Raw genomic sequence first — 21,170 nt, 5'->3', positions numbered from 1 at the left:
CGGGCGGCGCGGGGGACATAGGCGATGACGACGGAACCTCAGGCGGCACAACCGGATCGCGGCCATCTGCTGCGCGTCCTAGGCGTGACGTTTGGCGTCGCCGTCGTGGTCGGCGGCGTCATCGGTCAGGGCATATTGCGCACCCCTGGCGTGGTCGCCGAGGGGGTTCAGAACCCCACGATTATCATCGCCCTGTGGTGCGTCGCCGGTCTGGTCGCCTGGATCGACGCCATGTCGACTGTCGAACTGGCCGCCTCGATCCGCAAGACGGGCGGCCCCTATATCTTCGCCCGTCGCGCCTTCGGGTCTTTGACCGGCCTCGCCGTCGGCGTTTGCGACTGGCTGGGCAATATGGGCGGCATCGCCTTCATCGCCGTGGTCTTCGGCGAATATCTGCATCGCTTGGGCGTCGCGACCAGCGTGCCGATCGGCGTCCTCGCCCTGTTGATCGTGGTCGTGGTGGGCAGCGTGCAATGGCTGGGCACTAAGGTCGGCGGCCGGTCGCAGGAGATCGGCAGCGCTGTCAAGGCGGCCCTGTTCACTGTGCTGATCATCGGCCTGTTCCTGGCGCCGCGCGGCGCGCCCGTCGCGACCGAGATCGCTCCAGCGACGGCGGCGGCCCTGACCTTCGGCGGCATCGTCATGGCCTTGAGGGCTATTTCCGGCACCTACTACGGCTGGAACAGCGCCTCCTATTTCTGCGAAGAGGTCGTCGATCCGGGCCGGACCATCGCGCGGGCGACCTTCTCGGGCATCGCCGTGGTCACGGTGATCTATGTGCTGGCCAACCTGGCCTATCTGAACGTCCTGACGCCGGCCGAGATGGCCGGGTCGAACCTCGTCGCGGCGGATGCGGCCGGTCGGGTGTTCGGCGATGTCGCGGGCCCCATCGTCACGGCCATTTCGCTGGTGTCGCTGGTGACGATCATCAATGCGATGGTCATGGTGTTCCCGCGCGTCCTGTTCGCCATGGCGCGCGAATATCAGATCTCGGCCCTCACCCGTGTCGCCGCCAACGGCACGCCGCGTCTGGCCCTGATCGCGACCGTGCTGGCCGGCGGGCTGCTGGCCACCATCGGGGTCTATGAGACTTTGCTGACCTTCTCGACGTCGCTGCTGGCGCTGATGAGCGTTCTGGTGAATGCGGCCGTCATCGTCCTGAGGGTGCGCGAGCCAAATCTGGAACGTCCTTGGAAAATGCCGCTCTATCCCCTGCCGGCGATCATCGCCCTGACGATCAATACGACCCTGTTCGTGATCTTCGTGGTCGAGGATCCTTTAACGGCTGGAAAGGCCTTCGGAATGCTGGCGGTCCTGATCGGCCTTGCCTGGCTGCTGGTCCGGCGAAAGCGCGCTGCGGGCTGATCGGCGCGCCCGGTAAGACCCCGTTAACCTTGAAGCCGCAAGGCTGCCGCAAAGGTCGGGGACGGTGAGGCCAAGACCGGCGCGCCAGCCGGCCGTCCTCTCGTCGCCTTTCGGAGCGCCCTCCATGCATCGCCGCCAACTGATCCTTTCGGGCCTCGCCACCGCCGCCGGCGCCTCGTCGCTGGGCGCCTGCGCCTCGGCGCCGCCGCGCGATCCCAACTATCCGATCCGCTCGGACCAGACGGCCCAGGCCTACAGCTTCGATGAACTGGTTTCGGCCGGCTCGCGCGAGCTGGGCATCGCGGCTGAGGTCGTGGGCGGCGCGATCGAGCGCGTCTTCGCCGACCAGGGCGACCGCCCGACCGCCTATATTGCGGGCGAGGAAGGCTCCGGCGCCGTCGTCGTGGGCGCCCGTTACGGCCGCGGCGCCCTGCACATGAAGGACCTGTCGGCCTCTCAGGAAGTGTTCTGGCAGGGCGCGTCGGTGGGTTGGGACTGGGGCGGCAACGCCAGCCGCGTCTTCACCCTGGTCTATGGCCTGTACCACCCCGACATGATCTATCGCCGCTATCCCGGCATCGAGGGCTCGGCCTATCTGGTCGCGGGCCTGGGCGTGAACTATCAGCGCGCCGACGGCATCGTCCTGGCCCCCATCCGCACCGGCGTCGGCCTGCGCCTGGGCGCCAACGTCGGCACCATGAGCTATAGCCGCCAGCGCAATCTGCTGCCCTTCTAAGCGCGCTAGGCTCGCGACGCGGTCGCTCGCGGCTAGGGCGCGTGACTGCGCCCTAGCTCACCAATCGCAGCGGCGGCGGCGCGTCCATCAGCGTCGCCAGCCCCTCGCGCCAGCTGGGATAGGCGGGCCGCCAGCCCAGCTCGGCCTTGGCGAGGGCGTTCGAGACGCGCTTGGAATCCAGATAGAAGCGACGCATCGCCTCGCTGACGCTGTCGTCGGTCCAGTCCACCTGGGGCGGGCGGGGCAGGCCCATCCGATCCGCCGCCCATTCCATCACCACATCGGCGGGCGACGGTTCGTCGTCGGTCAGATTGTAGGCGGCGCCCGGTCGCGGGCGGGCCATCGACGCGAACAGGCCCGAGACGATGTCGTCCACATGGATGCGGTTGAAGACCTGGCCGGGCTTTCTGACCAGCTTCGCCGTGCCTTCCTTCAGCCGCTCGACCACGCTGCGCCCCGGCCCGTAGAAACCGGGCAGGCGGAAGATCTGGACCGTCAGTCCCATCCCCTGCGCCCCATCCAGCCAATCGCGTTCGGCCCGGACGCGGCGTGCGCCCTCCAGATTGGCGGCGTTCAGCGGCCCATCCTCGAACACCCATCCGCCGGCCCGGTCGCCATAGACGGAGGTGGAGGAGACATAACCGATCCAGTCGGGCCAGGCGTCGCCCGCCAGAGGCCCCAGGGCCCGCAGACCGGGACAGCCTTGGGCGTCCGGCGCGGCGGTGATCAGCACGGCCGTCGCCGCCTCCAGCGACGTCTTCAGCGCGGTGGTATCCGTTGGATCGATGGTGACGATCCCCTCGGCCGCCATGGCGCGACGCCGCTCGGGGTCGCGCGATGTGGCGGTCGCCCGTCCGCCGCGGCGTATGGCCTCCAGCGCCGCCGCCCGCCCCAGATAGCCGCCGCCGAAGACCAGCAGATCGAGGGGAGGGGAGGCGATAGGCATTACGAAACTCAGGCCGTCAGAACTTGGGAAGGCGCGTCGGCTACCGGCCGCGCCTCATTTTCCAGCGCCTCCGCCCGGCGTTGGTTCCAGGCGGAGACGCACGGCACCCGACCCAGATCGGCCCGGTCGGCATAGCGGCGGGCGATGTCCGTAACCTCGTCCATCAGACCCTGCGCCAGGGTGATCGGCTTCAACCCTAGATCCCGGAACTGGTCGTTGGCGACGACCAGGTCGTTCTCGTCGGCCTCCTGACGCGGATTGGCGACGTTATGGATCTCGGCGCCGGTCTTGTCGGCGATCATGGCCGCCAGGTCGCGCACGCGCCGGCTCTCGGTCATCTGGTTCAGGATCTTGACCCGGTCGCCGCGTTTGGGCGGGTTCTTCAGCGCCAGTTCGACGCAGCGCACCGTGTCCTGAATATGGATGAAGGCCCGCGTCTGGCCGCCCGATCCATGCACGGTCAGCGGATAGCCGACCGCCGCCTGCATCAAAAACCGGTTCAGCACCGTGCCGTAATCGCCATCATAGTCGAAGCGGTTGATCAGTCGTTCGTCCTGTTTGGTCTGCTCGGTCTGGGTGCCCCAGACGATGCCCTGGTGCAGGTCGGTGATGCGCAGGTTGTCGTTGCGGGCATAGAACTGGAACAGCAGGGCGTCCTGCGTCTTGGTCATGTGATAGATGCTGCCCGGATTGGGCGGGAACAGGATTTCCTGCTCGGCGGGGCCGTTGTCGGTATCCACCGTCACCTTCAGATAGCCCTCGGGAATGCGCAGGCCCGCGGTGCCGTAGCCATAGACCCCCATCGTCCCCAGGTGCGCCAGGTGGACGTCCAGGCCGCTTTCGACGATGGCGGCCAGCAGATGGTTGGTGGCGTTGATGTTGTTGTCGACGGTGTACAGCTTGTGCCGCGCCGACTTCATCGAATAGGGGGCCGCCCGCTGCTCGGCGAAATGCACCACGCTGTCGGGGGCCAGGTCGCGGATCAGGGCGACCAGACGGTCGAATTCCTTGCCAACCGTCATGTTGGCGAAGCCGATGTCGCGGCCGGACACGTCTTTCCACGCCTTGATCCGCTCGCCCATCGTGCGGATCGGCGTCAGGGACTGGACCTCCAGCTCGTTGTCGATATTCCGGCGGCTCAGGTTATCGACGATGGTCACGTCCCACCCTTCAGCCGACAGATGCAGGGCCGTGGGCCAGCCGCAAAAACCGTCGCCGCCCAGAACCAGCACGCGCATGGGATAGCCTCGTCGTCGTCTCAAAGGTCATGCCTAGCCCAGCCGGCGGGCTTGGCAAAGCGGCGCTGTGCAGGGTTCGGTGCGACGCATTGACGAATATCGCTTGGAAAGGCGGCCCACTCGGGTTAAGTCTCTGCCGTCTCCCACTCAATCGCAGCTTTACGGGCGCATACCCGGCTGTTCGCGGCTTGAGCCGGCCATGACGGTCGGTCCCGAAAGGACCGGCGCACCATGCGGGCGACAAGGCATTCCGACAGTTCGACAATCGGGGATCGGCCCCGAGCGAGACGGAACCACGAAACGGACGGAACCGGCCTTCAGGCTTTGGTCCGCCCCTGCACACGGTAGCGCGAATGAGAGATTTCAAGGGCATGAAGCGTCAGCGCGGACGCAATCGGAACAAGGCGGGCGCCAATAACGCCAACAACGCCAATCCGAATCGTTCGTGGGATTCGCAAGGCCCCGAGAACATCAAGGTCCGGGGCAACGCCCAGACGGTGTATGAGCGCTATCAGCAGCTGGCCCGCGATGCGGCCTCCAGCGGCGACCGGGTGCTGGCCGAAAACTATCAGCAGCACGCCGAACACTATTACCGCGTCTTGCGCGCGCTCCAGCCGCAGCGGTCCTTCTCGGACATCGCCGCGCGTGAACAGTCCAACCAGGGCTTCGACATCGACTTCGAGGACGAATCCGGCGCCCAGGCTGCGGCCTTCGTCGCCGCCCAGCAGGCCGCCGACCGCCAGGCCGCTGAGGCCGCCGAGCGCGCCGAGCAGAACCAGAACCGTGATCAGAACCGCGACCGCGACTACAATCGCGACCGGGACCGAGACCGTGACAACCGCGACCGCGACCGCGATCGCGATCAGAGCCGTGATCGTGACCGTGACCAGAACCGCGACAGCCAGCAGCCGCGCGAACCCCGCGAGCCGCGCGAGGGCGACGAGGTCCGCGCCGAGGGCGAGGGCGGCGGTCGTCGCGAAAGCCGCCGCGAACGCTGGGAGCGTCGCCGCGAGGAACGCAATCGCCGCTTCGACAATCAGGACGGCGCCCAAGAGGGCGCTGAGGGCGCCGCCCCTGCCTACGCCGAGGCCGACCGCGCCCAAGCCGTCAGCGAAGCGCCCGTCGCCGAGACGCCCGTCAATGCGCCTGTCGGTGAAGCCCCGAGCGTCGAGGCGCCGGCTGCCGACGAACGTCCTGCACGCCGTCCGCGCCGCACCGCCGCCGCTGTTGCGGCTGACGAGGGCGACGCCCCCACCGCCCTGCCGGGCTTCTTGACCCGTGCGCCGGTGTCGTCGGCCCCGGCCGAGCAAGCCGAAGGCGAGGCGGCCCCGCGTCGCCGTGCGCCGCGTCGCAAGCCCGAAGCCGCCACCGCAAGCGAAGACTGACAACAACCCAAGCGGGTACGTTTACCTGAATGCAACTCTGACGCGTCAACATGGCGCGTCGGAGGGGCGTCATGGATTTCGTCTTGCTTGTCTTGTCCCTGGCGCTGGCAGGAACCTGCGCGGGGATCTGGCTCTGGCTTCAAGCGCTCGGGGTCACCGAGGGCTTGCGTCGAGAGAACGCCCGGCTCGAAGCCCGCATCGCCCAGCAGACCCAAGGCCTGCGCCGCGCCCTGACGACGGCCGAGGGCGAGGTCGACCGCCTGACCGCCGAGCTTCGGACGCGGGGCGAGATCATGCAGGCCCTCGGGCGCGAACTGCGTAGTCCCCTGACCACGATCATGGGCTTCGCCCAGTTGCTGCGCGCCGACGACCCGGCCAATCCCCTGACCGCGCGCCAAGCACAGTCCTTACGTCAGATCGAGGCCGCGGCCGGCGTCCTGCTGGCCCTGATCGAGGAAACCGAAGCCTTCATGACCGGCGGTGACGGCGGCGGTTCGCCTTCGCTGCACCGCGTCGATCTGCGTCTGGCGCTGCGCCAGGTCTGCGATGGGCTGGAGGCGCAGGCGCGAGAGGCGGGGGTGACGCTGGCCTGTCCGCCGCCCGCCCACGGCCTGTGCGTCATGGCCGATCCGGGCCAGATCCGCCGAATCCTGCGCCGATTGGTCGAGAACGCCCTGCGCCATTCACCCGGCGGAGGCACGGTGCGCATGGAGATGTCGCGCGCCGAGGACCGGATCGTCATCGCCATCCATGACGCCGGCATGATCCCCGTCGGTGCGGGCGACGACCGACCGTTCCGCCCGTTGGATGGTCACGACGCGAGAGGCGGCACCGCCCTCGGCGTCGCCTCGGTCCAGCGATTGACCGAGCGGATGGGCGGCGCCCTGACCATGGCGCGCGGCCCCGGCGCGGGCGCCATCTTCTCACTCAGCCTGCCGGCAGCCCCCGCGTCGGGTCTGGCGTCATCGCGTCAGGCGGTGGTGCTCTATATCGAGGACAATCCCGCCAACATCGCCCTGATGCGGCAGGCGGCGAGCGGGCTGGGCCTTACCCTGCACGCCGCGACGACGGGACCGGAGGGGCTGGGTCTGGCGCGTGCGCTCAGACCCGACGTCATCCTGCTCGACATCGGCCTGCCGGACATGGACGGCTATGAGGTCAAGGCGCGGCTGGACGTCGAGCCCCTGACCCGCCATGTGCCGGTGCTGGCGCTGACGGCGGCCGTATCGGCGCAGGACCGGGCGCGCGGCCGCGCCGCCGGCTTCGACGCCTGGCTGGCCAAGCCGCTGGATCTGGCGGCCCTGGCGGCGGCGCTGAATACGGCGCTGGGCTGCCCGGAGGTTGACGCCGACGGTCGCGACAGGGCCTAAGAGGCTTAAAGTTCGCCTGATCGCCCCAAGGGAGCGTCGATGTCCCGTTTCGTACCGTTCCGCTCGCTCGCGCGTCGTCTGGCGCCGCTGGCCGTCCTGTGCGCCGTCGCCGCCTGCGCCTCGACCCCGCCGCCGCCACCCCCGCCGCCGTCCGGTGCATCGGGCGCGCTGATGGACTGGCGCGGCGTCATCACCGCCGGCGACCGGGACCGTTACCGCCGCGTCGACGCCGCCTGGACCCTGGCCCTGCAACAGGCCAAGCGTCAGCGCGGCTCCGGCGACTTGAACAGCCTGGGCGATCTGATCGACCCCAAGGCCGACCGGCCCGGCGTCGCGCCCCTGCCCGGCGACTATCGCTGCCGCACCGTCAAACTGGGCACCCAGGGGGGCGAGGACGGGCTGGGCTATGTCGTCTATGGCTGGTTCGCCTGCCGCATCGAACAGACGCCGAAAGGCCTGAAGTTCTCCAAGCTTACCGGCTCGCAGCGCCCCTCCGGCCTGCTCTTTCCCGAAGACGACCGCCATATGGTTATGCTCGGCTCGCTGGCCCTGGCGCAGGAGCCCGCCGCCAACACCTATGGCCGCAACCCCGACCGCGATCTGGTGGCCATCTTGCAACGCATCGGCGAGGCGCGGTGGCGGCTGGTCCTGCCGTGGCCCAACACCGAATCCAATCTGGACCTGATCGAACTGGTCCCGGCGCCGCGTGGCTAAGGTTCGGCTGAACCTCGGGCGCCCTGTCACGTTCGGTCAGGGCAACCGATGGAGACCCTGATGCGCCGCACCCCTCTGGCCGTTCTGGCCCTGATGACCACGACAGCCCTGGCGGCCTGTGGCGACAACAGTCCCGCCGCGCCGACCGAGGCCTCGCCCGCCGTCACCACCCCCGCGCCAGGCGTGCCGGCCCAGGCCGCACCTGAGGCGACGGCGACGCCGCAGTCCGCAGCCGCTCCCGACGAGGGGATGCAGGGCGGAACCGACTCCTGGCGTCAGGTCGCCAAGGCCGCCGACGCCAGCTTGCTTGGCCGGCTGGATCAGGCTTGGCGCATGGCCCGCGCCGAGGCGGAGGACGGCGGCTTCTCGCGTCAGGTCGAGGCCCTGGGGCCGCTCGCCGATCCCAACGCCGCCCAGACGGGCCGCATCCAACCCGGCCCCGGAACCTATCGCTGCCGCACCATCAAGATGGGCCGCCGCGTCGAGGGTCAGGGACTGGCCTATGTCGAATATCCCTGGTTTGCCTGTTCGGTCGAGCTGACGCCCGGTGGCGATCTGGTCCTGACCAAGACGACGGGATCGCAGCGTACGCGCGGCCTGATCTATCCCGACACCGACCGCCGCGGCGTCTATGTCGGCGCCCAGGCCTGGGGGGCCGACGAAAAGACCTTCCCCGCCTATGGCGACAAGGCCGAACGGGATCAGGTCGGCGTCATCGAGCGCATCGGCCAGAACCGCTGGCGCCTTGTCCTGCCGTGGCCCAAGCAGGAAGCCAAGCTGGAGCTGCTGGAGATCACCGGCTAGCGTGCGCCGGTCGAGCGGGCGATCGCGGCGCGCATGCCCTCGGCGTGAAGCGCGCCTGACGGGGCGATCTTGGTGTTCGGCGTTTCGCTGGGTCCCAGATCGGCGGTACGATCGTCCGGCCCGGTCCAGGTCGAGCTTTCGGCCTTGCGACGAACGGCATCGCGCAGATTATCGGTCGCCGTCGTAGCCTTCCGACCCGATTTGCGACCGTCCATCTCATCGGCGACGCGAGCGATGGCGTCCGTCAGCAGCGCTTTTTTCTCGCGCGCGCCCGTATCCGGGCCGCTCTCTCCCGCACGAACGCGTCCTCGGATCTGACGCTGCACCCGGTCACGCCGCCCGCGCAGCCGCCCGATCAGGTCGCGCAGCTCCGCCGGCGAACGCTCGGCCAACGCCTTTGTCTGTTCGACCATATCCGCCTCGTCGCGATCCAGCGCGCGCGGGTTTGGGGTCTTGGACATGACGGTCTCCCTTTCGATTGATGGGAAGACAGCGTCAGGACGCCAAGGCCGTTCCGGTTTGCGACCGTGGGTCACAGGTCGACCGAGGTCACACGCGCGTCAGTCTCAGGTCCTGATAGTCGTAGCTGAAGTCGATGTCGGGGCTGACCCCCTTCACCGTCGCGGTCGCCGGTTTGGCCGTCAGGATCGAGAAGGTGACGAAGGCGTCCTCCTCGCGCTTGTCCGGGAAACGGGTGCGGAAGGTCTCGCTGTCATACGGCTCCAGCCAGCCTTGCAGGGCGGGCGTATGGGTGAAGCTCAGCCAAAGGCCGCTCTTCCTGTTTCGTCCGCGTCCCTCGGTCTTGGGCGCAATGACGATGTCGCCGTACCACGGATCGCGCCAAGTCCCGGCGTAGGATTCCAGCGGCATGGACGGGGGCGCGCCGGCCGCCTGTTTGGCGTCGATTTCGGCGGCGGCGGCGATGGATTTCGCATTGCCCTCCGCCTCCAGCTTCTTGGAGTCTGCGATCCAGTCGACGTCGACCTTGCCCATGCAGATGTCGGTTATGCCGGACCGCAAGGCGCGAAGCAGGAAGCTTTCCTCGGCGTTGGAGAAGACGCTGAAGCCGGTCTTTCGGCCGGGGATCAGCACCGTGGCGGAAATCCCGCCGGGCGAGCCGCCGCCATGGCTGGCGATCCGCTCGCCGCGATAGTCCTGAACCTGCAGCCCCATCGCATAGGTCGAGGCGATGGATCGGTTGGGCAGTTCCGCCGTCGGGCCGGCCGACGAACCGACGATGATGTTGGGGCGATACATCTCGCGCGCCGCATCTTCGGAATACAGCCGCGTCCCGTCGGGCAGCTTGCCGTCGTTCAGCCGCACGGCGATCCATTTGGCCCAGTCGGTTGGGGTGGTGCAGATGCCCCCCGCCGCCGCCGCCGAATCCCAGTTCCACACCTCGACGATGGACTTGGCGATCGGCGTCATCGCCCCCTGATAGCGCAGCGGCGGGCCGACCCGGCCGTGGGGCAGGGCGGACTTGGACGCATCGGCCAGACGCGCCAGCGGCACGGTTTCGGTCATCCCCACCCTGTCCAAGATGCGGGTCTGGATGAAGGCCTCCCAGCTCATCCCAGACACGGCCTCCAGCACCGCGCCCGCGACCACGAACATCAGGTTGCAGTAGTGATAGCGCGCCCGGAAGCCGTCCTCGATCGGCACGAAGGCGGCCTGGGCCAGCACCTCGGCGCGGGTGCGGTCGCTGTTGGGCCAGAACAGAAGGTCGCCGGCGCCCAGGCCGAACCCGGCCCGATGGCTCAGCGTATCGCGCACCGTGATGTGTTCGCCGATATAGGGATCGGACAGAGTGAAGCCGGGCAGATAGGTCCGAACCGGCTCGTCCCACTTCACCTTGCCCTCGTCGACCAGGATGGCCAGGGCGGCGGCGGTGACGTTCTTGGTGTTGGAGGCGATGGCGAACAGGGTGTGCTCATCGGCCCGCGCCGGCTTGCCCTGAACCTTGACGCCGTATCCCCGCGCCACAACGGTCGCCCCGTCCTTGACCACCGCGACGCCCAACGCCGGCTGATCCGGCCAGGCCGCCATACACTTGGCCACATAGGCGTCCACCGCCGCCGCCAGCGACGCATCATCGTTCGCCGGCGCTTTCTGGGCGAACACCGGCCCCGCCGCCAGCGCCGCCGCGCCTCCGGAAGCAAACAGGGTGCGGCGCGACAGACGAAGGGACATGGCGAACTCCAGCAAAGACCGCCGGACGCTAGCGCCCCTTCGTCGTCTAGGCCAGTCGCCAGCGTTGAAGCTTTTCCAGCACGTCGGCGACGATCTGGTCGCGGGTGAAGCCGGTGATGTCGTGGGGGCGTTCGCCTTGGCCGATCTGGGCGGTCAGTCGCCATTCCAGAAGGCGACGGCCCTCGGGCGTCTCGCGCTGGGTCACGGCGGGACGCGGACGCGAGCGGGCGCCCAGGCGATAGATGAAGGTGCGCTCGCCCTGTTTGACCGTCAGCCAGGCGACGCCGTCGTCGCGCCCGATCTCGGACTCCGCCGCCTCGGCCTCCATGGCGGCGTGAACCGTTTCCAGCGCAGGCAGGCCGTGGCGCTCGATCTCATCGTTGATGTCGCTGCGGCTGGCCGGAGCCAGGATGCGTTTCAGCTGCTGCGCCAGGGGCGGGCCCTCGGTCTCGAGGCTGCGGCCTGCGACGTCGGCGTTCATTTGGCGCACCAGGCCGATCGACAGCAGGATCATGATCAGGACGAAGGGCAGGGCGGCGGCCAGGGTGGCGGCCTGCAGCGCGCCCAGCCCGCCCGCCAGCAGCAGGGTGGCGGCGATCAGGCCCAGCAACAGGCACCAATAGACCCGCTGCCAGCGCGGCGTGTCGTCGGCGCCGCCGGAGGCGATGGTGTCGATCACCAGGGCGCCGGAATCGGCCGAGGTGACGAAGAAGACCGCCACCAGCAGGATCGCCAGACCCGAGGTGAAGGCCGCGCCCGGCAGTTGCTCCAGGAAGTAGAACAGGGCGGTCGACAGGTCGGCCGAAACGGCGTTGGAAATCGCGCCCGCCGCCTGGCCCATGTCCAGGCTGATCGCCGTATTGCCGAAGACGGTCATCCACAGGAAGGTGAAGCCGGCCGGCACCAGCAGCACGTTCAGCAGGAACTCCCGCACCGTTCGACCGCGCGAAATCCGCGCGATGAACATCCCCACGAAGGGCGACCAAGCGATCCACCAGGCCCAGTAGAACAGGGTCCAGTCCGCCATCCAGGCGCGCGGCTCATAGGCGTAGAGGGTAAAGGTCCGCTCGACGAAATGGCTGAGATAGAAGCCGAAGTTCTGGACCAGGGCCTTGAACAAGAAGCCGGTCGGCCCGACCACCAGCACGAACAGCATCAGCAGCACCGCTAGAACCAGGTTCAGCTCCGACAGACGGCGCACCCCCTTGCCGACCCCGCTCATGACAGAGGCGGTCGCCGCCGCCATGACCACGACGATCAGCCCCACCTGAACCCAGGCCGTGTTGGGAATGCCCAGCAGATAGGTCAGGCCGCTGTTCATCTGCGACACGCCAAAACCCAGAGACGTGGCGATGCCGAAGGCCGTGCCCCAGATGGCGAAGATGTCGACCGCATCGCCGATGGGCCCGTTGACGCGCTTGCCCAGCAAGGGCGACAGGCCCGACCTCAGCGTCAGCGGCAGACCCTTGCGGTGCGCGAAGAAGGCCAGGCTGAGGCCCACCAGCGCATAGATCGACCAGGCGTGGGCCCCATAGTGGAAGAAGGTGATGCCCATGGCCTGACGCGCGGCGTCGAAGGTGCGGCCGGCGCCCTCGGGCGGATTGATATAGTGCTGGATCGGCTCGGCGACGCCGAAATACATCAGGCCGATCCCCATGCCGGCGGCGAACAGCATGGCCAGCCAGGACAGATAGGGAAAGTCTGGCTCGGCGTCGTCCGGCCCCAGCTTCAGCGCGCCCGTGGGGCCGATCGCCAGCACCAGCACCAGCCCCACGAAAGCGGCAACCGAGGCGATATAGAGCCAGCCGAAGGTGTCGATCACCCAGGCCTGAACGCTCTGGAACAGGCGGTCGGATTCTCCCGGCGCGACGACGGCGACAAGCAGCAACAGCGCGATGATGGCGCTCGCGCCCCAGAACACGCGGGGGTTCATCTTCGTAGTCAGCATCGGGTCAAAGCGTATGGCGAAGCTGACAGTTCCCAGCTTGGCCACAACCGCGCCGTCTCGATGAAGAAGATGTAACTTTGCGATTCAAAGTAACGTCGATAGTCAGGCTTATCGACGGGCGCAAACAGACGCCCGCGCACTCTTTCAGGATCGCCGGGGCATGACCTCTTCCAAACTCGTTCTCATGCTGGGTGCGGCCGCCGTCGCCCTGCCCGGCGCCGCTCTGGCTCAATCCCAGAATTCGTCCCAGACCGTCTCGCAGACCCCGCCGCCGGCGACGACGAGCCAGCCGGCCGCTCAGACCCCGGCGACGACGGCGCAGACGCCCGCGCCGCGCACTCAGACGACCGAACCGGCCCAGCAACAGCAGCCCGCCAGCGTCGGCGACGTGGTCGTCAACGCCCGCGCCAATGACGTGCGCACCTCGATCGACTCGGTCAGCTACAGCCTGGCCAACGATCTTCAGGCGACGACGGGCAGCCTGGCCGACGCGCTCCGCAACGTGCCGTCGGTGGACGTGGACCCTGAGGGCAATGTGTCGCTTCGCGGCGACGCCAATGTCACCATCCTGGTCGACGGCCGCCCGTCCGGCATCCTGACCGGCCCCGGTCGCGGCCAGGCCCTGATCCAGCTGCCGGCCAGCCAGTACGCCCGCATCGAGGTCATGACCAATCCGTCCGCCGCCTACAGCCCCGAGGGTTCGGGCGGGGTCATCAACCTGATCACCAAGCCCACGGCGCCCAAGCCGGGGACCCAGACGACCGGCTCGTTGCGCGTCAACGTCGGCGACAACGGCCGCTGGAACGCGGGCCTCAGCGGCTCGTACCAAAAGGATCGCCTGACCCTGTCCGGCGACGCCAGCTATCGCTCCGATCCGACCGAGCTGACCTTCAACCGCGTCCGTGAACAGCTGGACCCGGTCACCGGCGCGGTGGTGTCGACCACGACCGTCGAACAGCCGGTCGAGTCCGAGCAGAATGGCGCCTTCGCCCGCTTCACGGCCGAATACAAGCTGGACGACAAGACCCAGCTGACCGGCGAACTGCGTGGCGTGGCCTTCGACGGCACGGGGTCGGGCGACGGCCTGTATGAAACCCGCAACGCCGCCGGCGCGGTGACCAGCGCCTATCGCCGGGTCGGCGATTCCGACTTCACCTTCAACAACTGGGGCGCCACGGCGCGCGTGCTGCGCCGCTTCGACGGCGACGGCCATGAGTGGTCCAACGAACTGCGCTACGATTCCAACGCCAACGACACCACCAGCCAGACCCTGACCACCTTTCTGACCCCGGCGGCCGCGGCTTTGTATGAGCGGACCAGGACCGCGGTCGATCAGGTGACCTGGGGCTTCACCAGCGCCTACACCCGCCCGATGTCCGACGGCGGCAAGCTGCGTCTGGGCTATGAGCTGAACGCCCAGCGTCCCGAGCAGGACGCCGAGTTCCTGCGCGGTCCCTCGCAGGCGGCTCTGGCGCCGGTCCCGGCCCTGAACAACCGCTTCGAAGCCACCCAGACGGTGCATGCCCTCTACACCACCTATGAGCGGCCGCTGGGCGAGAAGCTGTCGGCCCAACTGGGTCTGCGGCTTGAGCAGGCGGACATCGAGATCAAGGATCTGACCGGCGGCGCCTCGGCGTCTCAGGACTATTTCCGCGCCTATCCAACCGCCCACGTCCAGTATCAGCTGACGCCCGAACAGACCCTGCGCGCCAGCTATTCGCGTCGCATCCAGCGGCCCCAGCCCAGCCAGCTGAATCCGTTCGTCGTCTATCAGGACCCGCTGAACGTCCGTTCGGGCAATCCGGATCTGGAGCCGCAGGAGACCGACAGCTTCGAGGCCATGTGGCAGATGCGAAAGGGCCAGAGCTTCTATCAGGCCACTGCCTATCTGCGGAACACCGACAAGGCGTTCACAGACGTGGCGTCCGACATCGGCGGCGGCGTCTTCCTGACCCGTCCGGAAAACCTGGGCTCGCGTCGCGATCTGGGCGTGGAGGCGACGGCGAACGGGCGTCTGCATCCGACCCTGCGCTACAGCGCCAGCGTCAACGTCTTCCGTCAGGAGATCGACTCGGGCGCTGTCGTCGGCGGCGGCGACCGCGAGGCTGCGCTGGCCAGCGGGCGTCTCAGCCTGAACTGGCAGCCGACCGCCAAGGACTTCGTCCAGGTCTCCAGCTTCTGGCAGGGCGACAGCCTGTTGGCCCAGGGAAGGCGCGAGGCCGGCGGCATGGTCAATCTGGGCTATCGCAGGAAGCTGAACGAGCAGCTGTCGTTCAACTTCACCGCGCGGGATATTTTCAACACGTTCAACACCACGACCATCTACGAGACGCCGCAGTTCCGCGAACGCTCGGAGCAGGACATCAAGCTGCGGGCCTTCTACATCGGCCTGACCTGGAACTTCGGCGGTCCGCGCCGCCAGCCGGAACAGTTCGACTTCTCGACCGGCCCGACCGGGGGCTGACGACCTGACGGGGGACGCGGGCTCAGGTCCGCGTCTCCCAGGCCAGCCAGGCGGCGACCACGACCAGGCCGCCGGCCATCACCGCGCGCAGGGCGCGACCCTGCATCCGGGGTGCCAGCCGCGCCGCGCCCGCGCCAGCGATCACGATCAGGCTGTGCACCAGGACGGCGACCGCCAGATGCAGGCTCCCCAGCGTCAGGGCCTGGCTCAGCGGCGCGCCGTGGTCCGGCCGCATGAAGGTCGGCAGCAGGGCGACATAGAAGACGGCGGCCTTGGGGTTCAGCAGATTGCCCATCAGACCGCGCACGAACAGGCCGCGCAGCGAGCGCGCGTCCGGCGTCGGCGCCGCCTCAATCGTCGGCGCGCGCCAGGCCTCCCACGCCAGCCACAGCAGAAACACCACGCCCGCCCAGCGCAGGCCTAGATACAGCGGCGGCCAGACGGAAAAGACCTCCGTCAGCCCATAGGCGGCCGCCAGCATCCACACCGCCAGCCCCAGGGTCACCCCCGCCACAGCCGCGAAACCGGCCAGCCGTCCCCGCGCCAGGGCGACCAGCGCCAGCCAGCCCATGTTCGGCCCCGGCGTCAGCTCGATCAGCGCCACGGCGATCAGAAAGGGGCCGACGACGGCCGGATCGACGGGCCAGGCGGAATGGGCGATCACGAGGCGCTCCTGTTCGCCAGAGCCTAGGCGCGCGGCGGCGAAACGGACAGCCCCGAAAGCCGCCCTGCCGACCCCTTGTGTGACCCGATCGTCACACCCACCTCGATCTCAACGGCGCGCTGCTCCGCAGAGGGCGCGCTGAAATCCATCCGCCTCCCGAGGGGACTGAAACCATGAATCTCGAACTCTATTCCGACCGCGCCAAACAGGCCGTCCAGTCGGCCCAGTCGCTGGCCCTGGCCCGCCGACACCAGCAGTTCGCGCCCGAGCATCTGCTCAAGGTGCTGCTGGAGGAACGCGACGGCCTGGCCCGCAATCTGATCACAGCCGCCGGCGGCGACGCCCGCCGCGCCGAGGCCGATGTCGAAACCGCGCTGAAGAAGCGCGCTCAGGTCACCGGCGGCTCGGGCCAGCTCTATCTGGACGGCGACACCGCACGCGTCTTCGCCGCCGCCGAAGAGGCCTCCAAGACCGCAGGCGATGCCTTCATCACCACCGAACGCCTGCTGGCGGCGCTCGCCAAGGAGGGCGGGGTCGCCGCCGAGGTGCTGAAGGCTTCGGGCGTCACGGCCGACAAGCTGGAGGCCGCCATCGCCGAGGTGCGCAAGGGCAAGACCGCCGATTCCGCCGGCGCCGAGGACGGCTATGACGCCCTGAAACGCTACGCCCGCGATCTGACCCTGGCCGCCCGCGACGGCAAGATCGACCCGGTCATCGGCCGCGACGAAGAGATCCGCCGCACCATCCAGGTCCTGGCCCGCCGCACCAAGAACAACCCCGTCCTGATCGGCGAACCCGGCGTCGGCAAGACCGCCATCGTCGAGGGCCTGGCCCTGCGCATCGTCAACGGCGACGTGCCTGAATCCCTGCGCGACAAGACCGTCATGGCGCTGGACATGGGCAGCCTGATCGCCGGCGCCAAATACCGCGGCGAGTTCGAGGAACGGCTGAAATCCGTCCTGTCCGAGGTCTCGGCGGCCGAGGGCGGCATCATCCTGTTCATCGACGAGATGCACACCCTGGTCGGCGCAGGAAAGGGCGACGGCGCCATGGACGCCTCCAACCTGCTGAAGCCTGCGCTGGCGCGCGGCGAGCTGCACTGCGTCGGCGCCACGACCCTGGATGAATACCGCAAACACGTCGAAAAGGACGCCGCGCTGGCCCGCCGCTTCCAGCCGGTCTTCGTCGCCGAACCGACGGTGGAGGACACCGTCTCCATCCTGCGCGGCCTGAAGGAGAAGTACGAGGTCCACCACGGCGTGCGCATTTCCGACAGCGCCATCGTCGCCGCCGCCACCCTGTCGAACCGCTACATCACCGACCGCTTCCTGCCGGACAAGGCCATCGACCTGATCGACGAGGCCGCCAGCCGCGTGCGCATGGCCGTGGATTCCAAGCCCGAGGCCTTGGACGAAATCGACCGCCGCCTGGTCCAGCTGAAGATCGAACGCGAGGCCCTGAAGAAGGAAACCGACCAGGCCTCCCAGCATCGTCTGGAAAAGCTGGAGGACGAGATCGCCGATCTGGAAGGCCAGTCCGACGACCTGACCACCCAGTGGAAGGCCGAAAAGGACAAGGTCGGCCAGGGCGCCCAACTGCGTGAAACCCTGGACCGCCTGCGCCTGGAACTCGCCAACGCCCAGCGCGCCGGCGACCTGGGCCGGGCGTCAGAGATCGCCTACGGCCAGATCCCCCAGATCGAAAAGCAGCTCGAGGAAGCCGAGGCCAATGAGACCTCCGGCAAGGGCCCCCTGACCCCCGAGGTCGTCGACGCCGAACAGATCGCCGCCGTCGTCAGCCGCTGGACCGGCGTGCCCGTCGACAAGATGCTGGAGGGCGAACGCGAGAAACTGCTCCAGATGGAGACCGCGCTCGGCGGTCGTGTGGTGGGTCAGGATGAGGCCCTGGCCGCCGTCTCCGACGCCGTGCGCCGCGCCCGCGCCGGCCTCAACGACCCCAACCGTCCGCTGGGCAGCTTCCTGTTCCTGGGCCCGACCGGCGTGGGCAAGACCGAACTGACCAAGGCGCTGGCCGACTTCCTGTTCGATGACGAGGCGGCCATCACCCGCCTGGATATGTCAGAATATATGGAGAAACACAGCGTCAGCCGCCTGATCGGTGCCCCTCCCGGCTATGTCGGCTATGACGAAGGCGGCGCCCTGACCGAGGCCGTGCGCCGTCGCCCCTATCAGGTCGTCCTGTTCGACGAGGTCGAAAAGGCCCACCCCGACGTCTTCAACGTGCTGCTGCAAGTGCTCGACGACGGCCGCCTGACCGACGGCCAGGGCCGCACCATCGATTTCAGGAACACCCTGATCATCATGACCTCCAACCTGGGCAGCCAGTATCTGGCCGATCAGGGCGAGGGTGATGACGTCGAGTCCGTGCGCCCCTTCGTCATGGACGCCGTGCGCGCCCACTTCCGGCCCGAGTTCCTGAACCGGATCGACGAGATCATCCTGTTCCACCGCCTGGGCCGCGACCAGATGGGCGGCATCGTCCGCATCCAGCTGTCACGCTTCGAGAAGTTGCTCGCCGACCGCCGCCTGACCCTGGACCTGGACGACAGCGCCCTGGCCTGGCTCGCCGACCGCGGCTACGACCCCGCCTATGGCGCACGACCCCTGAAACGCGTCATCCAGAAAGACCTGGTCGATCCGATCGCCCGCAAACTCCTGGCCGGCGAGATCGAGGACGGCGGGGTGATCGCGGTCACCGCCGGCGAGGGCGGTTTGGAGATCGGGAAGGTGCGGGTGCATTGAAGACTAATGATCCCAAAAATTCGCCAGTTTCGACAGTGGGCTTTGCCGACACGCTGGAGCGTCGTGGCCAGCTTGGCGACTGTAGTCGGTGCCATGCTGGCGGCGCTAGCCTTGTGGGTGGCAGTCACAGGTCCCAGCCACGAAAGAGCTCTTGAAAAGTCTGAGGAAAGACAAATCCTCATTTTTCGAGCAGCGCAGGAACTGCGAAGCAACTCAGATTTACTGACCCAACTCGTGGCCATGAAAGGCAACGAGACGGTCCGCTTGGGACTTTCACCTTATTCTGTCGAGTCGCTCAGAATATTGACGTCGGGACATTTCGATGAGGTAACGAAGAATTCTTACGGCGAAGAGAAATATATCTACCAAGAAGTTCTTAGGTTGGATCGTTGGCTGGATGCTATTTCGATCTTAGATTCAGCAGAGTCGGTTTCAAAATGGAATCTAGAGAGCGAATTTACGATTTATGATGCTCTGTTTCTCAATGACTTCCTTTGGTGGTATCTCTATCCAATCATCGACGAGCAACTCACGGCTGAGCAAAAGCAGGGACTGGGTTGGGAGCCATACCCACGAAGCAGCTTTCGGATACCTGCCGATCAGGCTGGTCTGAAACAGTTTGTCCTTGATGGACAGCCCATCTCTGATTTTTCGGACCATCTCGGATACATCGATTGAAGCGGTGTCCCGACGCGTGCTTTCGTCATCCTGCGGCAAGCCGCGTCTTCGCGGCGCAGACCGGGGGACCCAGCGGCGCCGTCAGGCGAAATTTCAACGCCACACGATGTCAAACATCGCGTCCGCGACAGGATCACGCTCTCGCGCGCCGCTGGGTCCCCCGGTTCCGCTGCGCGGCCCGGAGGATGACGAAAGCAGGGAACGGCGTGCTGGATGACGAAAGAAGATGTATGGCCTAGGTTGTGTCCATGCCGACGCATCGGACGTTCATCGCGACCTACATCATGGCCAGCGGGCGCAACGGCACGCTCTATACCGGCATGACGGCGAACCTGAAGGCGCGGGTCTGGAAGCATCGCAGCGGCGTGTTCGACGGCTTCTCAGCGGCGCATGGATGCACGCGGCTGGTCTGGTTCGAGCGGCACGCCTGGGTGGTCGAGGCCATCGCGCGCGAGAAGCGGATCAAGAAGTGGCTGCGGGACTGGAAGTTGAAGCTGATCGAGGCGGAGAACCCGGACTGGCGGGATCTGGCCGAGGACTGGTATCCGGTGAACGATCCGAACTGGCGGCCGCCGGTTGAAGATTAGCTTTCGTCATCCTCCGGCGACCCTTGCGCAAGCGAGGGGAGACCGGGGGACCCAGCGGCGCGCGTGAGCGCGAACCTGTCGCGGACACGGTGTTTGAGATAGTGCGGCGTTGAGATTTCGCCTGACGGCGCCGCTGGGTCCCCCGGTCTGCGCCGCGAAGTGCGGCTTGCCGGAGGATGACGAAAGGGTGGGTTAGCCGTCCTATTTCGATAAGGTCAGCCCAACGATTTTAACACCCTGCCGCCCGCCAGCGTCATCCTCCTGCCCACGGCCCCAAACCGTGCGATCCTGTCTCGGTTCGTCCGCAGGGGACGCATCGCACGGTCGGGGAGGGGCAATTCAGACGAATTAGACGAATTAGACGGTGTTTTTGTCCGCCGACCGTCTGAAGTCAGTCAGTCCTTCGGGATCGGATTGGTGCGCGGGTCCGGGCCGTTGGTGACGACGCGGTCGCGCTCGCCCAGGTCCTTGATGATCTTGACGTCGGTGAAGCCGGCGGCCTCGAACAGCGCCTTGACCTGCGGGCCCTGATCAAAGCCGATCTCGACGGCGAAGACGCCCAGCGGCTTCAGGATGCGTTTCACCTCGGGCGCCAGGTCGCGGTAGGCCTGCAAGCCATCCGGCCCGCCGTCCAGGGCCAGGTGCGGGTCGTGGTCGCGGACCTCCGGGTCCAGGGTCGCGATATGGTCGGTCGGGATATAGGGCGGGTTGGACAGCACCAGGTCGAAGCTGGCGTCGCCGAAACCCGCGGCCCACTCGGTGCGCAGGAAGGTCGCGCGGTCGTTCAGGTCCAGGTTGGCGGCGTTCTCCTTGGCCACCGCCAGGGCTTCGGACGAGATGTCGGTGCCGACCCCGCGCGCGGCCGGCCGCTCGGCCAGAAGCGCCAGCAGGATCGCGCCCGAGCCGGTGCCGAGGTCGATGGCGTCGAAGGCTTCGGTCTTGCCGAAGGCCAGCATGGAAACGTCCATCAGGGTCTCGGTGTCGGGGCGGGGGCTGAGGACGTCGGGGGTGACGTTCAGCATGATCTTCCAGAAGCCCTTCTTGCCGACGATGCGCGAGACGGGCTCGCGCTTCAGCCGGCGCTCGACCATGGCCTCATAGGCGCTCAGCTGGTCGGCGGTGATGGGCCGATAGGGGTCGGTCAGGATGTCCATGCGGCTGGCGCCGGCGGCGGCCTCCAGCAGCAGGCGGGCGTCGATGGCGGGGCTGTCGATGCGGCCGGTCTTCAGCCGGGCCTGCGCCGCCTTCCAGGCGGTCAGCAGGGTCGGGGCGTCGGTGTCGGACTTGGGCGTGATGGGGTCGGTCATGGGCGTTGATTG

The 21,170-nt window shown here is 67.6% G+C and carries 17 protein-coding genes; 10 read left to right on the top strand and 7 right to left on the bottom strand.

The genetic code is table 11. The features are described from left to right. The first annotated feature begins 24 nt into the window (after nucleotides 1-24). Together BLR19_RS07365 and BLR19_RS07360 are read left to right on the top strand one after the other, a co-directional pair. Nucleotides 25-1,365 carry an APC family permease gene (locus tag BLR19_RS07365; protein ID WP_091748925.1) on the top strand — a complete coding sequence of 447 codons (1,341 nt, stop codon included), beginning with the start codon at nucleotides 25-27 and terminating at the stop codon, nucleotides 1,363-1,365. Nucleotides 1,366-1,489: 124 nt separating this feature from the next. Beyond that, nucleotides 1,490-2,101, top strand: coding sequence for a DUF1134 domain-containing protein (locus tag BLR19_RS07360; RefSeq protein WP_017506335.1), 612 nt, complete (start codon nucleotides 1,490-1,492; stop codon nucleotides 2,099-2,101). Between the two features lie 52 nt (nucleotides 2,102-2,153). Here the strand turns inward: BLR19_RS07360 and BLR19_RS07355 are convergent, their stop codons facing one another. Both BLR19_RS07355 and BLR19_RS07350 read right to left on the bottom strand, forming a co-directional pair. Next, a complete protein-coding gene (locus BLR19_RS07355) occupies nucleotides 2,154-3,047 on the bottom strand; it encodes an SDR family oxidoreductase (protein WP_091748922.1) in 894 nt (297 codons plus the stop codon). An 8-nt stretch (nucleotides 3,048-3,055) separates the two neighbouring features. Then, the gene (locus BLR19_RS07350) at nucleotides 3,056-4,285 is read right to left on the bottom strand and encodes an NAD-dependent epimerase/dehydratase family protein (protein WP_091748919.1); all 1,230 of its coding nucleotides are present in this window, start codon (nucleotides 4,283-4,285) and stop codon (nucleotides 3,056-3,058) included. 353 nt (nucleotides 4,286-4,638) lie between these two features. Here BLR19_RS07350 and BLR19_RS07345 point away from each other — a divergent pair, with 353 nt between their 5' ends. The 4 genes from BLR19_RS07345 to BLR19_RS07330 all read left to right on the top strand — a co-directional run bounded on the left by BLR19_RS07345 (nucleotide 4,639) and on the right by BLR19_RS07330 (nucleotide 8,558). Continuing rightward, nucleotides 4,639-5,670, top strand: a complete 1,032-nt coding sequence (locus BLR19_RS07345) for a DUF4167 domain-containing protein (protein ID WP_091748916.1) — start codon at nucleotides 4,639-4,641, stop codon at nucleotides 5,668-5,670. Between the two features lie 71 nt (nucleotides 5,671-5,741). After that, nucleotides 5,742-7,040 (top strand): hybrid sensor histidine kinase/response regulator, encoded by a 1,299-nt coding sequence (locus BLR19_RS07340; RefSeq protein WP_176758285.1) that lies wholly within the window; start codon nucleotides 5,742-5,744, stop codon nucleotides 7,038-7,040. Nucleotides 7,041-7,079: 39 nt separating this feature from the next. Then, nucleotides 7,080-7,754 carry a DUF4893 domain-containing protein gene (locus tag BLR19_RS07335; protein WP_091748911.1) on the top strand — a complete coding sequence of 225 codons (675 nt, stop codon included), beginning with the start codon at nucleotides 7,080-7,082 and terminating at the stop codon, nucleotides 7,752-7,754. Between the two features lie 60 nt (nucleotides 7,755-7,814). Continuing rightward, entirely contained in the window at nucleotides 7,815-8,558 is a 744-nt protein-coding gene (locus tag BLR19_RS07330; protein ID WP_218119333.1) for a DUF4893 domain-containing protein, read from the top strand. Here the strand turns inward: BLR19_RS07330 and BLR19_RS07325 are convergent. The 3 genes from BLR19_RS07325 to BLR19_RS07315 all read right to left on the bottom strand — a co-directional run bounded on the left by BLR19_RS07325 (nucleotide 8,555) and on the right by BLR19_RS07315 (nucleotide 12,696). After that, on the bottom strand, nucleotides 8,555-9,019 hold the full coding sequence (locus tag BLR19_RS07325; RefSeq protein ID WP_091748905.1) for a hypothetical protein: 465 nt from the start codon (nucleotides 9,017-9,019) through the stop codon (nucleotides 8,555-8,557). The two genes, BLR19_RS07330 and BLR19_RS07325, sit on opposite strands and share 4 nt — an antisense overlap. Nucleotides 9,020-9,107: 88 nt before the next feature. After that, nucleotides 9,108-10,748, bottom strand: coding sequence for a serine hydrolase (locus BLR19_RS07320; protein WP_091748902.1), 1,641 nt, complete (start codon nucleotides 10,746-10,748; stop codon nucleotides 9,108-9,110). A gap of 46 nt (nucleotides 10,749-10,794) precedes the next feature. Then, a complete protein-coding gene (locus BLR19_RS07315) occupies nucleotides 10,795-12,696 on the bottom strand; it encodes a BCCT family transporter (RefSeq protein WP_091748898.1) in 1,902 nt (633 codons plus the stop codon). A gap of 160 nt (nucleotides 12,697-12,856) precedes the next feature. Here BLR19_RS07315 and BLR19_RS07310 point away from each other — a divergent pair, with 160 nt between their 5' ends. Beyond that, nucleotides 12,857-15,160, top strand: coding sequence for a TonB-dependent receptor domain-containing protein (locus BLR19_RS07310; RefSeq protein WP_218119332.1), 2,304 nt, complete (start codon nucleotides 12,857-12,859; stop codon nucleotides 15,158-15,160). Between the two features lie 22 nt (nucleotides 15,161-15,182). On the opposite strand, the gene BLR19_RS07305 is transcribed toward BLR19_RS07310, so the two are convergent. Next, nucleotides 15,183-15,824, bottom strand: a complete 642-nt coding sequence (locus tag BLR19_RS07305; protein WP_255366492.1) for a LysE family translocator — start codon at nucleotides 15,822-15,824, stop codon at nucleotides 15,183-15,185. A 173-nt stretch (nucleotides 15,825-15,997) separates the two neighbouring features. Here BLR19_RS07305 and clpB point away from each other — a divergent pair, with 173 nt between their 5' ends. The 3 genes from clpB to BLR19_RS07290 all read left to right on the top strand — a co-directional run bounded on the left by clpB (nucleotide 15,998) and on the right by BLR19_RS07290 (nucleotide 19,851). Beyond that, on the top strand, nucleotides 15,998-18,586 hold the full coding sequence (clpB, locus tag BLR19_RS07300; protein WP_091748892.1) for an ATP-dependent chaperone ClpB: 2,589 nt from the start codon (nucleotides 15,998-16,000) through the stop codon (nucleotides 18,584-18,586). Between the two features lie 6 nt (nucleotides 18,587-18,592). Beyond that, complete coding sequence (locus BLR19_RS07295; RefSeq protein WP_091748889.1) at nucleotides 18,593-19,264, top strand: hypothetical protein; 672 nt, start codon at nucleotides 18,593-18,595, stop codon at nucleotides 19,262-19,264. A gap of 248 nt (nucleotides 19,265-19,512) precedes the next feature. Continuing rightward, nucleotides 19,513-19,851 carry a GIY-YIG nuclease family protein gene (locus BLR19_RS07290; protein WP_091748886.1) on the top strand — a complete coding sequence of 113 codons (339 nt, stop codon included), beginning with the start codon at nucleotides 19,513-19,515 and terminating at the stop codon, nucleotides 19,849-19,851. A 395-nt stretch (nucleotides 19,852-20,246) separates the two neighbouring features. Here the strand turns inward: BLR19_RS07290 and prmC are convergent, their stop codons facing one another. Further along, complete coding sequence (prmC, locus tag BLR19_RS07285) at nucleotides 20,247-21,158, bottom strand: peptide chain release factor N(5)-glutamine methyltransferase (RefSeq protein WP_091748883.1); 912 nt, start codon at nucleotides 21,156-21,158, stop codon at nucleotides 20,247-20,249. Between the last annotated feature and the right edge of the window lie 12 nt (nucleotides 21,159-21,170).

The sequence above is a fragment of the Brevundimonas sp. 374 genome, assembly GCF_900102995.1.
Taxonomy (GTDB): Bacteria; Pseudomonadota; Alphaproteobacteria; order Caulobacterales; family Caulobacteraceae; genus Brevundimonas; species Brevundimonas vesicularis_C.
Note: the sequence above shows the minus strand (reverse complement) of the source record. Positions and strands in the feature narration are given on the sequence as shown.